The organism is Telluria antibiotica (assembly GCF_011682055.1).
In the GTDB taxonomy this organism is placed as follows: domain Bacteria; phylum Pseudomonadota; class Gammaproteobacteria; order Burkholderiales; family Burkholderiaceae_D; genus Telluria; species Telluria antibiotica.
In genome coordinates this window covers 266,550-280,661 of the sequence record NZ_JAAQOM010000004.1, presented here as the reverse complement: position 1 = coordinate 280,661, position 14,112 = coordinate 266,550, and the positions used below count along the sequence as shown (strand labels likewise).

Sequence of the window (14,112 nt, the reverse complement as noted above, 5' to 3'; positions counted from 1 at the left end):
CAATGATCACCAGCGAACAACAACGTGCGGTGGATGCCGCCATCACGTCGCGGCGCTCGATCCGCGCGTACCTGCCGACACCGGTGGCGCGCGAGGACGTGGAAGCCATTCTGGAGGTCGCGGCGCGCGCGCCGTCCGGCACGAACACGCAGCCGTGGAAAGTGCACGTGCTGACGGGCGCCGCGAAGGAACGCCTGTCCGACCGCATCCTCGCCGCCTACGCCGACCCGGCCCGGGCCCGCGAGCACGTCGAAGAATATGCGTACTATCCGCGCGAATGGGTGTCGCCGTTCGTCGACCGGCGGCGCAAGGTCGGCTGGGACCTGTATGCGCTGCTGGGCCTGACGCGCGACAACAAGGCCGGCATGGCGGCCCAGCACGGCCGCAACTACCGCTTCTTCGACGCGCCCGTCGGCATGATCTTCACGATCGACCGCGTCATGGAGCAGGGCTCCTGGCTCGACTACGGCATGTTCCTGCAGAACATCATGGTCGCCGCGCGCGGCCGCGGCCTCGACACCTGCCCGCAGGCCGCGTTCACGCAATTTCACCGCATCATTTCCGCCGAGCTCGGCCTGCTCGACAGCGAGATGGTCGTGTGTGGCATGGCGCTCGGCTACGCCGATCCGGACAAGGTCGAAAACACGCTCGTCACGGAGCGCGAACCGGTCTCATCTTTCGCGCGCTTCCTGGACTAGCAGAGTATAGTTGTCTTCGCAAGCTATTGAAAAATCAAGAGATTTCTACAACGCATTGATTTTTGCGTTCTAGAAAAAAGCGAGCGCAGGTGGTACATTCGGTGGGTGCGCACTTGCGCTCCAATCGTCTTCCGCTACACTGCATTTAGTGCTCTTCAGTTCGCGTTCAAGGATTTTCAAGATGTTCAAGCTCGTGTTGGCAGCCGCCATTTCCATGATGTTCGTGCTCGAACCCGCCGCGGCTGCGACCAGGCACAAGGGACACGGACACACGGCCAAGCACGTGAAGGCCAAGCGCGCGGTCGTGGCCAAGGCGGACGTGGACGACAACCGCGAACGCCTCGTGCGTCGCGTCGCGATCGTGCACGGCAAGCGCCGCGTCGTGTACCAGCGCATCCGCCATGTCGCCCCGGCCGTCGCCATGCCCAGCGCCGGCGATATCGCCGGCCTGAACCACACTCGCGACCCGCTCGAGCTGCGTTCCAACGTGGCGTACGTGATAGACCAGACGAGTTCGGAAGTGCTGTTCGAAAAGAATCCCGCCGTCGCGCTCCCGATCGCGTCGATCACGAAGCTGATGACGGGCTTGCTCGTCGTGGAAGCCCAGCAGGACCTCAACGAGGTGTTGACGATCACGGAAGCCGACGTCGACCGCCACAAGTTCACCAGCTCGCGCCTGCCGGTCGGCGCTCGCATGACGCGCGGCAACCTGCTGCACATCGCGCTGATGAGCTCGGAAAACCGCGCTGCCGCGGCACTGGGCCGCAACTATCCGGGCGGTATCCAGGCGTTCGTCGAGGCGATGAATGCGAAGGCGCACGAACTCGGCATGAATGACACGCATTACGTGGATTCGAGCGGCCTGTCGAGCCAGAACGTGTCGAGCGCGCGCGATCTCGCGAAGCTCGTCAAGGTGGCGCACGAGGAACCGCTGCTGCGCCAGTACACGACGGACCCGCAATACGTCGTGGAAGCGAGCGGCCGGGCGCTGCAGTACCACAACACGAACTACCTCGTCGCGTCGCCCGACTGGAACATCGGCCTGCAGAAGACGGGCTTCATCAACGAAGCGGGGCGCTGCCTCGTGATGCAGGCCATGATCCAGGGCCGCAACGTGATCATGGTGTTCCTCGATTCGAAGGGCAAGCAGTCGCGCACGGCCGACGCGGGCCGCATGCGCCGCTGGCTCGAGGCGCTCAAGCCGGCCGCCATTCCCGCCACGGCGGCAGCGGGCGTGCCCGTGACCGTCTCGGCCACGGTGCCGGCGACGGTGTCTGCCGCTGCGGCGGCGCCCGTCGTCCAGTAATCACACCCCGCGGGACGAGGGTCAGCTCGTCCCGCCGACCCGGTGACCCAACGTGGCGGAAATCTGCGCCGCCGTGTTCACCAGGTCTTCCAGCCATTCATCCTGCAGGCGGTCGGCCGGTGCCGAGATCGACAGTCCCGCGACCAGCTTGCCGCTGTCGTCGTGGATGCCGGCGGCCATGCAGCGCACGCCCAGTTCCAGTTCCTCGTTGTCGCGCGCATAGCCGCGCGCGCGCACGAGCGACAGTTCGCGCTCCAGCCGCGTCAGATCCGTGATCGAGTTCTTGTTGTGGCCCGCGAGGCCGGTGCGCGTCGCGTAGGCGCGGATCGCCTTCGGCTCGTCGATCGACAGGAACAGCTTGCCCGTCGACGTCAGGTGCAGCGGGCCGCGCCCGCCGATCGCGCGCACGACCTGCATGCCGGAGCGCTCGGAAAACGCGCGGTCGATGTAGACGATCTCGTCGCCCTGGCGGACGGACAGGTTGACGGTCTGCTTGGTCTTGTTGTGCAGCGCGCGCATCAGATCGACGGCGGCCTCGCGCACGGAGAGCCGGCTCTTGACCACGTTGCCCAGCTCGAGCAGGCGCATGCCCAGGCGGTACGTGCCGGGTTCCACGCGGTCGACGAAGCGCGTCACGACCATGTCGTTCAGGATGCGGTGTGCCGTCGACGGGTGCAGGCCCGAGATCTTCGACAACTCTTTCAGGCTGACGGGGTCGGGATACATGGCCAGCACGTCGAGCAAGGCCACCATGCGCTCGATGACCTGGATGGAAGTCTTCGCCGGTTCAGGGGTTTCCATTTTCATGATGTGGTTGGTGCAGTGCGGTATATTTCTCTACTTTATACCACAATGTGAAAATAAGTGGTAATGCAATCGGTTTGTGTTGCGCACGGGTGGCGCTGTGTGGGCATAATGGCGATTCTGTACAGATTGCCGAAATTACATGGATCAACCTAGCAGCGAGTTCAAGAGTAAGGGCGGCCTGAGCCGTATCGCGGGCGCATTCCGCTATTCCATCCAGGGGTTCCAGACGGCGTGGCGCAACGAGCATGCGTTTCGCCAGGAAGTGATGGTGGCCGTGCCGGCCGCCGTCATCGCATTGGTGCTGAAGATTTCGGCGTTCCAGAAGCTGGCGCTGATCGCGGTCCTGGGGCTCGTGCTGCTCGTGGAGCTGATCAATGCGGCCATCGAAGCCGTCGTCGACCGCGTGTCGCTGGAACGCCATCCGCTGTCGAAGGCCGCCAAGGACCTGGGCAGCGCCGCCGTGGCGCTGGCGATCGCGATGGCGTCCGCCACGTGGGCCGTCGTGCTGTACAACCGCTTTTTCTGACCGTTCATCAACCTGAAGGAGACGACCATGACTTTACGCCTGGGCGACACCGCACCGGATTTCGAGCAGGATTCCACCATCGGCCGCATCCGTTTCCATGAATGGGCGGGCGATTCGTGGGTCGTGCTGTTCTCGCATCCCGCCGACTTCACGCCCGTGTGCACGACCGAACTGGGCCTGACCGCGAAACTCAAGCCGGAATTCGACAAGCGCAACGTGAAGGCGATCGCGCTATCCGTCGACCCGGCCGAGCAGCACAAGGCCTGGATCAAGGATATCGAGGAAACCCAGCAGACCGTCGTCGGCTTCCCGATCATCGCGGACGCGGACAAATCCGTCTCGCAGCTGTACGACATGATCCACCCGAACCAGTCGGCCACGGCGACCGTGCGCTCGCTGTTCGTGATCGATCCGGCCAAGAAGATCCGCCTGATGATCACGTACCCGATGAGCACGGGCCGCAACTTCGACGAGGTGCTGCGCGTGATCGACGCCCTGCAGCTCACGGACGGCTATACCGTGGCGACGCCGGGCAACTGGAAGGATGGCGACGACGTGATCATTCCGCTGACCGTGCAGGACCCGGACCAACTGGCGCAGAAGTATCCGAAAGGGTTCACGGCGCCGAGGCCTTACCTCCGTATCACCCCGCAGCCGAACAAATAAACGCACTGCGCATTGTTCGTAGGGTGGGCACCCCGTGCCCACGCGTACGTTTGCGTCATGCCGACGTCCGCGTGGGCTCAGGGGAGCCCACCCTACGAATTCCCATCAGTCAGTAGGGTGGGCGGCCTCCGCCCACCGTTCCACCCAATTCATTCCCGACATCACGTCTCGCATAAGCAAATAAGGAACGTATCGTTTGTTTTACGGCTGAGGGCATTTACCCTTGGAGCCAACCTGGGGGTAAAGCATGTCGATTACATATATTTTGTCGGGATTCGCCGTTGGCCTACTGGTCGGCATGACGGGCGTCGGCGGCGGTTCGCTGATGACGCCGCTGTTGACCTTGCTGTTCGGCGTCACGCCGTCCGTCGCCGTCGGCACCGACCTTGCCTTCGCCTCGATCACCAAAACCGCCGGCACCATCACCCATCGCTCGCGCGGCACCGTGCACTGGAACATCGTCGGCCGCCTGTGCCTCGGCGCGCTGCCGGCGGCGCTGCTCGCCACCCTGGCGCTGCAATATTTCGGGCCGCTGGGTGCCTCGATCGGGAAGGTGATCCGTTATTCGATCGCCGTGTCCGTGCTGCTGACCGTCGTGGCCATCCTGTTCCGCGGCAAGATGCTCGCCTGGGTCAATGCCAAGCCGTCGCGCCAGCTGCAGGGGCGCAGCCTCGTCGTCGCCACGGTCGTGTCTGGCGCGGTGCTGGGCACCCTGGTGACCATTTCGTCGATCGGCGCGGGCGCGATCGGTGCCACCTTGCTTGTCATGCTGTACCCCCGCCTCACGCCGGCCGAGGTCGCGGGCACCGACATCGCCTACGCCGTGCCGCTGACCGCGATCGCGGCCGTCGGCCACTGGTGGCTGGGCTCGATCAACTGGGCGCTGTTGTCGGCGCTGCTGATCGGCTCGCTGCCCGGGATCACGCTGGGTTCCTGGGCCGCACGGGCCATGCCGGAGAGGTTCCTCCGGGGATTGCTGGCGATGACGCTGGCGGGGGTAGCGGTCAAGCTGCTCCACTGAGCCAAACCAAGCAAAAGGCGCCGCGAGGCGCCTTTCTGTTTTGGGGTGGGCTAATACGGGAATCTTCTATGCAAATGAGGAATGCTTCGTTTGTAATATGTCTTTCTGATGAGATTATTTGGTTCTGTTAGAAGAAATTGTAATAAGGCGTACGATGACCACTTTACTATCGCGTAGCAGTGCGAACCGGGTGATTCCCGGCTTCGGGCTGTCGCTCGGTTTCACGATTTTCTATCTCGCGCTGATCGTGCTGATCCCGCTGTCGGCGATCTTCCTCAAGACGTTCACGATGAGCTGGGACGCGTTCGTGGCCGCCGTCACGTCCGACCGCGTGATGGCGTCGTACCGGCTGAGCTTCGGCGCCGCGCTGATCGGCGCCGCCATCAACGTCGTGTTCGGCGGCATCGTCGCGTGGGTGCTGGTGCGCTACCAGTTTCCCGGCAAGCGCTTCGTCGACGCGCTCGTCGACCTGCCGTTCGCGCTGCCCACCGCCGTTGCCGGCATCACGTTGACGGCGCTGTATTCCTCGAACGGCTGGATCGGCCAGTACCTGGAAAAAGCGGGCATCAAGGTCGCGTTCACGCCGCTGGGCGTCGTCATCGCGCTGACGTTCATCGGGCTGCCGTTCGTCGTGCGCACGGTGCAGCCCGTGCTGGAAGATGCGGAGCGCGAACTGGAAGAGGCGGCCGCCAGCCTGGGCGCGAGCCCGTGGCAGACGTTCACCCGCGTGATCCTGCCGAGCGTCGTGCCCGCGCTGCTGACGGGCTTCGCCCTCGCGTTCGCGCGCGCCACAGGCGAATACGGTTCCGTGATCTTCATCGCCGGCAATATGCCGATGGTGTCGGAGATCACGCCGCTGTTCATCATCACCAAGCTGGAGCAGTACGACTACACGGGCGCCACCGCGATCGCCGTCGTGATGCTGATCGTGTCGTTCATCCTCCTGCTCGCCATCAACCTGCTCCAGGCCTGGGCGCGCAAGCGCGCGGGGAAGTGACATGAGTGCCGTCCTCGACAATCACCTGAAAGACAAGGCTGCCGTGGTCGCGAACGCGCCGCGCAAGGCAACCAATACGCTGGAGCCTGGCTGGGTGCGCTATGCATTGATCGCCATCGCCCTGGTCTTCCTCACGCTGTTCCTGTTCGTGCCGCTCGTGGCCGTGTTCACCGAAGCCCTGAAGAAGGGCTGGGACGTGTACAAGGAATCCGTGCTCGATGCGGACGCGCTGTCCGCCATCAAGCTGACGTTCATCGCGGCCGGCATCGCCGTCCCGCTGAACCTCGTGTTCGGCGTGGCGGCGGCGTGGACCATCGCCAAGTTCGACTTCCCCGGCAAGAGCATCCTGCTGTCGCTGATCGACCTGCCGTTCTCCGTGTCGCCCGTGATCGCGGGCCTGATCTACGTGCTGCTGTTCGGCTCGCAGGGCTGGTTCGGTCCGTGGCTGATGGACCACGACATCAAGATCCTGTTCGCCGTGCCGGGCATCGTGCTGGCGACCGTGTTCGTCACGTTCCCGTTCGTCGCCCGCGAACTGATCCCGCTGATGCAGGCGCAGGGCAGCGAAGAGGAAGAGGCGGCGCTCGTGCTGGGCGCGTCCGGCTGGAAGACCTTCTGCAAGGTCACGCTGCCGAACATCAAGTGGGGCCTGCTGTACGGCGTGATCCTGTGTAACGCCCGCGCGATGGGCGAGTTCGGCGCCGTGTCCGTCGTTTCCGGCCATATCCGCGGCGAGACGAACACGATGCCGCTGCAGGTCGAGATCCTCTACAACGAATACAACTTCACGGCCGCGTTCGCGATCGCATCGCTGCTGGCGCTGCTGGCCCTCGTCACCTTGGCCGTGAAAACCTTTATCGAATGGCGTCTGCACCAGGCCCAAAAGGCCAGCGTGCAGGACCACACCACGGAGCATTGACATGACGATCGAAGTTGAGCACATCCGCAAGCAGTTTGGCGCGTTCACGGCGCTGGATGACGTGTCGCTGAAGTTCGCCGACGGCGAGCTGACGGCGCTGCTGGGCCCGTCCGGCTGCGGCAAGACGACGCTGCTGCGCATCATCGCCGGCCTCGAGTTTCCGGACGCGGGCAGGGTACTTCTCGATGGCGCCGACGCGTCGGCCCGCCACGTGCGCGAGCGCCAGGTCGGCTTCGTGTTCCAGCATTACGCGCTGTTCAAGCACATGACCGTGTTCGAGAACGTCGCCTTCGGCCTGCGCGTGAAGCCGCGCAAGGAACGCCCGTCCGAAACGCAGATCCGCGAGAAGGTGAAGAAGCTGCTGGAGCTCGTGCAGCTGGACTGGATCGCCGACCGCTATCCGCCGCAGCTGTCGGGTGGCCAGCGCCAGCGCATCGCCCTCGCGCGCGCGCTCGCGGTCGAGCCACGCGTGCTGCTGCTCGACGAACCGTTTGGTGCGCTGGATGCGAAGGTGCGCAAGGAGTTGCGGCGCTGGCTGCGCCAGCTGCACGACGAGCTGCACGTGACGTCGATCTTCGTCACGCACGACCAGGAGGAGGCGCTCGAAGTGGCGGACCAGGTCGTCCTGATGAACAAGGGGCACGTGGAGCAACTGGGCACGCCGAGCGACGTCTACAACCACCCGGCATCGCCGTTCGTCTACGGCTTCCTCGGCAACGTGAACCTGTTCCACGGCCGCGTCCACGAAGGCGTGCTGGCCAGCGGCGACGCCACGTTCCACGCGCCGCAGCACGCGGGCGTGCAGAACGGCGAAGGCATCGCCTACGTGCGGCCGCACGACCTGGACGTCGAGCGTTATGTGCCGGGCGGCGAAGGCGTCGCCGTGAAGCTGCGGCGCGCGCACGCGATCGGTCCGCTGGCCCAGCTGGATCTCGAGCGTGCCGACAATGCGCAGATCATCGAGGCCGTGATCCCGAACGAACGCTATCGGGAACTGGCGTTGCGCGACGGCGAGACGCTGCTGGTGAAGCCGCGGCGCATGCACGTATTCGTCGACCAGGGAGCGGACATATGAATTTCCAGCAGCTGCGATCGGTGCGCGAAGCGGCGCGCCGCAATTTCAACCTGACGGACGTGGCGACAGCCCTGTTCACGTCGCAGCCGGGCGTGTCGCGCCAGATCCGCGAACTGGAGGACGAGCTGGGCGTCGTCATCTTCGAGCGCAACGGCAAGCGCCTCACCGGGCTCACGGACCCGGGCAAGGGCATCCTGAAGATCATCGAGCGCCTGCTCGTCGAGGCCGAGAACCTGCAGCAGGCCAGCAGCGAATACGCCGCGCAGGACAGCGGGACGCTCACCGTCGCCGTCACGCACACGCAGGCGCGCTACGCGCTGCCGCAGGTCGTGCAGGCGTTCCGCGCGGCGTTCCCCGGTGTGCGCATCGCCCTGCAGCAGAGCGCACCGGAACACATCGCCGAGTGGGTGCTGTCGGGCCGCGCCGACATCGGCATCGCGACGGAAGGCCTGTCCGCGTTCCCCGACCTCGTGTCGTTCCCGTGCTACCGCTGGAGCCACCTCGTCGTCGTGCCGGACGGCCACCCGCTGCTGCAGCGGTCGCCGATCAAGCTGTCGGACCTGGCCGAGTTCCCGCTGATCACGTACGACGTGGGCTTCACTGGCCGCAGCCACATCGACGCCGCGTTCGCCGCCGCCGGCGTGAGCCCGGACATCATGCTGACGGCGATGGATTCGGACGTCATCAAACAGTACGTGTCATTGGGGATGGGCGTCGGCGTCGTCGCGTCGATGGCGTTCGACCACGGCCGCGACCGCGGGCTGCGCGCGATCGAGTCGTCGCATTTGTTCGCGCCAAACGTGACGCGCCTGGCGGTGCGCCGCGGCGCGTACCTGCGTGCGTATGCCTACGACTTCATCGAGCGTTTCGCGCAGGGTTTCACGAAGTCGGATATCGAGAAGGCGCTGCATCCGGTCGTGGAGTAGGGTGGGCACCCCGTGCCCACGCGAACGCATGCGGTGTGTTGGCGTTTACGCGCGCAGCGCGTCCGCGCATTCGCGCACGAGCGCGGGACCGCGGTAGATCAGGCCGCTGTACAGCTGCACGAGTTGCGCGCCGGCCGCGATCTTGGCCTTGGCGTCGCGTCCGCTCAGGATGCCCCCGACGCCGATGATGGGCACGGCATCGCCCACTTCCGTCTTCAGCGCGCGGATCACGATGTTGGACTGTTCGAACACGGGCGCACCCGACAGGCCGCCTTGTTCGGCCGCATGGCGCATGCCTTCCACGTCGCGGCGGGCCAAGGTCGTGTTGGTGGCGATCACGCCATCGATGCGGTGCCGGACCAGGGCGGCGCCGATGTTGCGGATCTGGTCGCCGTCGACGTCCGGCGCGATCTTCAGTGCCAGCGGCACGTAGTGGCCGTACTTGTCGGCCAGGCGCGCCTGCTCTTCCTTCAGCTGCGACAGCAGCGCATCCAGTTCCGACGCACCCTGCAGCTGGCGCAGGTTCTTCGTGTTCGGCGACGAGATGTTGACGGTCACGTAGCTCGCATACGGGTACACCTTGCGCAGGCACGCCACGTAGTCGTCGGCGGCCCGTTCGATCGGGGTGTCGGCATTCTTGCCGATGTTCAGGCCCAGCACGCCCTGGCGGTCCTGGTAGAAGCGCGAGGCCTGGACGTTGGCGACGAACGCGTCGACGCCGCCGTTGTTGAAGCCCATGCGGTTGATGATGCCGCGCGCGGCCGGCAGGCGGAACATGCGCGGACGCGGGTTGCCGGGCTGGGCGCGCGGGGTCACGGTGCCGATCTCGATGGAACCGAAGCCGAGCGCCGCCAGGCCGTCGATGTACGCGCCGTCCTTGTCGAGGCCGGCGGCGAGACCCACCGGGTTCGGGAACGTGATGCCCATCACCGTACGCGGATCCGGCTTCGGCTTCTTGACGACGCCCGTCAGCCCCATCGTGGCCGCGCGGCGCAGCGCGGGCAGCGTCAGGTTGTGAGCCGTTTCGGGATCGAGGGAGAACAGCAGCGGGCGGGCGAGTGCGTACAGGAGTTTGTCGGACATGGTGGCCTAATTCAGAATTCGCGACATTTTACCTTGTGTGGAGGCAATACCGCACTTTCATCGCCACCTGCGGGCCGTCAATGTTCCAGCACACCCCAGGCGCCGTCAATACGCGCTTCCAGCGGCCTGAAATTGATCTTGTAGGCCATCTTGGGACTTTGTTCGATCCAGTAGCCGAGGTAGACGTAGGGCAGCTCCAGCTCGCGCGCCTGGCCGATCTGCCACATCACGTTGTACGTACCGTACGAGGCGCCGGCCACGTCCGGGTCGAAGAATGTGTAGACGGACGACAGGCCGTCGGACAGCACGTCGATGATCGACACCATGCGCAGGGTGCCGTCCGGTTCGCGGAATTCCACGAGGCGCGTGTTGACGCGGCTTTGCAGCAGGAATTGCGCGTACTGGTCGCGGCTGTCCTGGTCCATGCCGCCGCCCACGTGGCGCGTGGTCTGGTAGCGCAGGTACAGCGCATAGTGCTCGTCGGAGAACGACAGGTTGGCCACCATCGCCGTCAGGTCGTCGTGGCGCTTCCAGGCGCGGCGCTGGCTGCGGTTGGGGGCAAACTGTTCCGCGGCCACGCGCACGGGGATGCAGGCGCGGCAGCCGTCGCAATAGGGACGGTACGTGAAGATGCCGCTGCGGCGGAAGCCGTTGCGCACGAGTTCCGAATAGACGTCCGCATTGATCAGGTGCGACGGCGTGGCGACCTGCGAACGGGCCTGGCGTGCGTCCAGATAGCTGCAAGGATACGGTGCCGTCGTATAGAACTGCAGCGTGGAAAATGGCAGATCATTCAGGTGCGTCATGCAAGGCTCTCGGAACGACGTGTGTATGACCCATTGTAGCCAAAGACGGCGCCGCGCACCGTTAGGTGGTCAACGGTGGCGTGATTTCCCACCGTTCGATGGGCGGTTCCGCGATTGCGTGGCGCAGATGCCGCAGGAAATCGCGGCGCGGGATCGGCACGGCGCCCAGCGAGGCCAGGTGTCCCGTCTCCTGCTGGCAGTCGATCAGCGTCACGCCGTGGCTGCGCAGGAAGGCGACGAGGTAGGCCAGCGCGACCTTCGACGCGTCCGACACGCGCGCGAACATCGATTCGCCGTAGAACATGCGGCCGATGCATACGCCGTAGGCGCCGCCGACCAGTTCGCCGTCCAGCCAGACCTCGGACGAGTGTGCATACCCCATGCGGTGCAGGCCCGTGTAGCCGGCGATGATGTCTTCCGAGATCCACGTGCCCGGCCCGTCCTTGCGGGGCGCGGCGCAGGCGCGCATCACGGCCTCGAAGGCGCCGTCGAAGCGCACGACCCACGGCCCTCCGGCCTGGCGGCTGCGCTCGATCTTGCGCAGCGTCTTCTTGAGGCTGTCGCTGACCTTGAAGCGTTCCGTGTACAGCACCATGCGCGGGTCGGTGCTCCACCACAGGATCGGCTGGCCCTCGGAAAACCAGGGGAAGATGCCGTTCCGGTACGCCTGCAGCAGGCGTTGCGGCGAGAGGTCGGCGCCGGCCGCGAGCAGGCCCGGTGCGTCCGTCGTCAACGCTTCGGACACGTCGGGAAACGGCGTATGGGCCTCGAGCCAGGGAATCATGGTCGTGCGGTGTGTCAGTCGGGTTGGACGGGTGCGCGCATGGGCCCGGCGATGTCGTGCGTGTGGAAGCCGTAGGTGCCGCCGTGTTCACGGATGCGGGCGCGGTCGGCGAAGAACAGTTCGAGCGTCGTGCGGATGGTGGGGAAGGCCAGGTCGCTCCACGGGATCTCGCTCTCGCTGAACAATTGCACGTCCAGGCTTTCGATGCCGGGCGCGAAATCGAGGTCGACGAGGCGGGCCAGGTAGAACATGTGGACCTGGTGCACGTGCACGACGTTCAGCAAGGTGAACAAATGGCCCAGCTCGACGTTGGCCCCCGCTTCCTCTTCCGTCTCGCGCGCGGCGGCGGCGCTCGTCGTCTCGCCGTTTTCCATGAAGCCGGCCGGCAGCGTCCAGTACCCGTAGCGCGGCTCGATGGCGCGCTTGCACAGCAGGACCTTGAACTCGCCGTCCTGTTCCCACACGGGAATCGAGCCGATCACCATCTTCGGGTTCTGGTAATGGATGGTGCCGCAATGGGTGCACACGAAACGGGGACGGTTGTCGCCTTCGGGAACGGACACCGTGAGCGGGTGGGCGCACTCGGAACAGAATTTCATAGGAAACGGATGAATTGAATTGTCCTTACTTTACCATTGTATCGGACCCGTGGTGCCGCAATCCGCCTGCCGTTCGCGCCGCCGACAGAGGGCGCTTATGCTGCGATACCGGGGCGTCTTAGAACTGCGATTGCCTAAAGTGCCGAAGGTGCGTATAATGCGAATCATCAGACGCGGGGTGGAGCAGTCTGGCAGCTCGTCGGGCTCATAACCCGAAGGTCACAGGTTCAAATCCTGTCCCCGCAACCAGATTCCAAAGCCGTTGACCCTGTTCAGGATCAGCGGCTTTTTCGTTTTCGACCCCGGTCAAGCCTTCCCGCCATCCCCGCAACGCGCGCCGTCCGGCTCGGTCGAAGTCTCCGTGTGCATCGAAAAAGGAGCGAACGGATGATTACCGTGGACGAGATCAATGATGCATGGGGCTGGACCGGTCTCCATGCCGTCGAGGTATTGGGCGAGAACGCCTTCGGCAACCTGATCGTGCGCGACGACGACGGCATGTACTGGCGCCTGTCGCCGCAAGACCTCCGGTGCGAGCCCGTCGCGGAAGACAGGGCAGCCCTCGACGCCCTGTCGTACAACCAGGAATTCCTCGACGGCTGGTACATGCCCGACCAGGTGCGCCTGGCCGAGACGGCGCTGGGCCCGCTGACGGCCGGGCGCAAGTACTGCCTGCGGATCCCGAGCGCGCTGGGCGGGCACTACGGGCGCGACAACCTGGCCATGGTGCCGCTGCACGAGCTGATCCGCTTTTCCGGCGAAGGTGCCCAGCAGTTCGACGGGCTGCCCGGCTGGGACGCGTTCGTCTAGAAACGGCGCAGCAGGCCCACCTGGAACAGGTCGCGGTCGTTCGTCTTGCGGAACGTCTTGATGCGGTTGAAGTTCACGACGACTCGTGTGTGCGCGGACAGCGCGTGTTCGGCCTGGAACGTGACGAGGAGATTCGTGGCCGTGCGATTGCCGTCGCGCCGGTTTGCGGCGAAATAGGGGCCGAGGCCGGCGCTCATCGAGAAGCGCGGCGTGACGGGCTGCACGTACCACAGCTGGCCCGCGAGCCCGCGCCGGTCCACGCGCGCACCGTCGTCGCCTTCGAACAGGAATTTGTAGCCGATACCCCAGCGCCCCGCATACTGCCTGGCCTCGAGCACGGCCGCATGGGCGCCGTGGGTGCCCGCCATGTTCGTGATCGACGTGCCGAGCGTGGCGCCGAGCCACGGCCGGCCGTCCGGCACGACGGCGGGCGCCGGCTCGGCCGCGCCGAATTGGCGGCCGATGCCGAACACGAGCGCGTCCGACCGGTGCACGGTATGCATGGCCACGTGGTTGAAGCCGAGGCGCAGGTGCGTGCCGGACGGTCCGGGCACGGCCACGCGCAGCGCGACGCTGACGAGCGCGCCGAGGCGGGCGTCGTCGATCTGTTCGCCGGCTATCTTGGTCGTGTTCATGCTGAGGTAAGGGCCGGCGCCCAGTTCGCCCGTCCACGCGGGCGCCAGGCGGCGCACGGCCAGCCATTGCAGCGCGAAGCCGTCGCGGTGGTTGTTGTCCGGATGGCCTTCGTTGTAGTGGACGAAGTCGACACGCATGGTCCAGCCGGGAGGCAGGGCGAGCCCCCATACGTCGTGCTGCTGGCGTCCGGCACGGACTTCGAACGTGCGGCCCCGCATCCAGCGGTCGCCGCTCGCGTTGCCGCCGTGGATGCGGCCGTTGCCGAACGCGGTCGAGAGATACGCGCCGCGGTCGTCGGGGTCGCCTGCCACGGGGTCGCTTGCCGCAGGATCGCCTGCCGCAGGATCGCCTGCCGCAGGATCGCCCGCCGCAGCCCCCACGCCTGCGTGGGCCAACGCGGCCTGCATTACCAGCACCGCCGCCATGCATGTTGTCGCTGTCATGATTTACCTC

16 protein-coding genes and 1 tRNA gene are annotated in these 14,112 nt (G+C 65.5%); 11 read left to right on the top strand and 6 right to left on the bottom strand.

The window, feature by feature from the left end:
- Positions 1–2 precede the first annotated feature (2 nt).
- Together HAV22_RS08830 and pbpG are read left to right on the top strand one after the other, a co-directional pair.
- Positions 3–698, top strand: a complete 696-nt coding sequence (locus HAV22_RS08830; protein WP_166858586.1) for a nitroreductase — start codon at positions 3–5, stop codon at positions 696–698.
- A gap of 181 nt (positions 699–879) precedes the next feature.
- Positions 880–2,004, top strand: a complete 1,125-nt coding sequence (gene pbpG / locus HAV22_RS08825) for a D-alanyl-D-alanine endopeptidase (protein WP_166858585.1) — start codon at positions 880–882, stop codon at positions 2,002–2,004.
- 21 nt (positions 2,005–2,025) lie between these two features.
- Here pbpG and HAV22_RS08820 read toward each other — a convergent pair whose 3' ends face one another.
- On the bottom strand, positions 2,026–2,811 hold the full coding sequence (locus HAV22_RS08820; RefSeq protein ID WP_166858584.1) for an IclR family transcriptional regulator: 786 nt from the start codon (positions 2,809–2,811) through the stop codon (positions 2,026–2,028).
- 139 nt (positions 2,812–2,950) lie between these two features.
- Here HAV22_RS08820 and HAV22_RS08815 point away from each other — a divergent pair, with 139 nt between their 5' ends.
- The 7 genes from HAV22_RS08815 (at position 2,951) to HAV22_RS08785 (ending at position 8,941) form a co-directional block, all read left to right on the top strand.
- Complete coding sequence (locus tag HAV22_RS08815; RefSeq protein WP_166858583.1) at positions 2,951–3,337, top strand: diacylglycerol kinase; 387 nt, start codon at positions 2,951–2,953, stop codon at positions 3,335–3,337.
- A gap of 27 nt (positions 3,338–3,364) precedes the next feature.
- The gene (locus tag HAV22_RS08810) at positions 3,365–4,003 is read left to right on the top strand and encodes a peroxiredoxin (protein WP_166858582.1); all 639 of its coding nucleotides are present in this window, start codon (positions 3,365–3,367) and stop codon (positions 4,001–4,003) included.
- A 247-nt stretch (positions 4,004–4,250) separates the two neighbouring features.
- Entirely contained in the window at positions 4,251–5,024 is a 774-nt protein-coding gene (locus HAV22_RS08805; protein WP_166858581.1) for a sulfite exporter TauE/SafE family protein, read from the top strand.
- 154 nt (positions 5,025–5,178) lie between these two features.
- Positions 5,179–6,021 (top strand): sulfate ABC transporter permease subunit CysT, encoded by an 843-nt coding sequence (cysT, locus tag HAV22_RS08800; RefSeq protein WP_166858580.1) that lies wholly within the window; start codon positions 5,179–5,181, stop codon positions 6,019–6,021.
- A gap of 1 nt (position 6,022) precedes the next feature.
- Entirely contained in the window at positions 6,023–6,940 is a 918-nt protein-coding gene (cysW, locus tag HAV22_RS08795; protein ID WP_166858579.1) for a sulfate ABC transporter permease subunit CysW, read from the top strand.
- Between the two features lies 1 nt (position 6,941).
- Positions 6,942–8,015: a sulfate/molybdate ABC transporter ATP-binding protein gene (locus tag HAV22_RS08790; protein ID WP_166858578.1), complete on the top strand. Its 1,074-nt coding sequence runs from the start codon at positions 6,942–6,944 to the stop codon at positions 8,013–8,015.
- Entirely contained in the window at positions 8,012–8,941 is a 930-nt protein-coding gene (locus tag HAV22_RS08785; RefSeq protein ID WP_166858577.1) for a CysB family HTH-type transcriptional regulator, read from the top strand. Before HAV22_RS08790 ends, HAV22_RS08785 begins: the two co-directional genes overlap by 4 nt.
- 45 nt (positions 8,942–8,986) lie before the next feature.
- On the opposite strand, the gene HAV22_RS08780 is transcribed toward HAV22_RS08785, so the two are convergent.
- From HAV22_RS08780 to HAV22_RS08765, 4 genes are all read right to left on the bottom strand, one after another.
- Entirely contained in the window at positions 8,987–10,024 is a 1,038-nt protein-coding gene (locus HAV22_RS08780; RefSeq protein ID WP_166858576.1) for a quinone-dependent dihydroorotate dehydrogenase, read from the bottom strand.
- A gap of 77 nt (positions 10,025–10,101) precedes the next feature.
- Positions 10,102–10,830 carry an arginyltransferase gene (locus HAV22_RS08775; protein ID WP_166858575.1) on the bottom strand — a complete coding sequence of 243 codons (729 nt, stop codon included), beginning with the start codon at positions 10,828–10,830 and terminating at the stop codon, positions 10,102–10,104.
- A gap of 61 nt (positions 10,831–10,891) precedes the next feature.
- Complete coding sequence (gene aat, locus HAV22_RS08770; protein ID WP_166858574.1) at positions 10,892–11,614, bottom strand: leucyl/phenylalanyl-tRNA--protein transferase; 723 nt, start codon at positions 11,612–11,614, stop codon at positions 10,892–10,894.
- A gap of 14 nt (positions 11,615–11,628) precedes the next feature.
- Positions 11,629–12,213: an NUDIX hydrolase gene (locus HAV22_RS08765; RefSeq protein ID WP_166858572.1), complete on the bottom strand. Its 585-nt coding sequence runs from the start codon at positions 12,211–12,213 to the stop codon at positions 11,629–11,631.
- Positions 12,214–12,385: 172 nt separating this feature from the next.
- Here HAV22_RS08765 and HAV22_RS08760 point away from each other — a divergent pair.
- Positions 12,386–12,462: transfer RNA gene (locus HAV22_RS08760), tRNA-Met, on the top strand.
- A 138-nt stretch (positions 12,463–12,600) separates the two neighbouring features.
- Positions 12,601–13,023, top strand: a complete 423-nt coding sequence (locus HAV22_RS08755; protein WP_166858570.1) for a T6SS immunity protein Tdi1 domain-containing protein — start codon at positions 12,601–12,603, stop codon at positions 13,021–13,023.
- On the opposite strand, the gene HAV22_RS08750 is transcribed toward HAV22_RS08755, so the two are convergent.
- The gene (locus HAV22_RS08750; RefSeq protein ID WP_166858166.1) at positions 13,020–14,102 is read right to left on the bottom strand and encodes a porin family protein; all 1,083 of its coding nucleotides are present in this window, start codon (positions 14,100–14,102) and stop codon (positions 13,020–13,022) included. The two genes, HAV22_RS08755 and HAV22_RS08750, sit on opposite strands and share 4 nt — an antisense overlap.
- Positions 14,103–14,112: the final 10 nt, after the last annotated feature.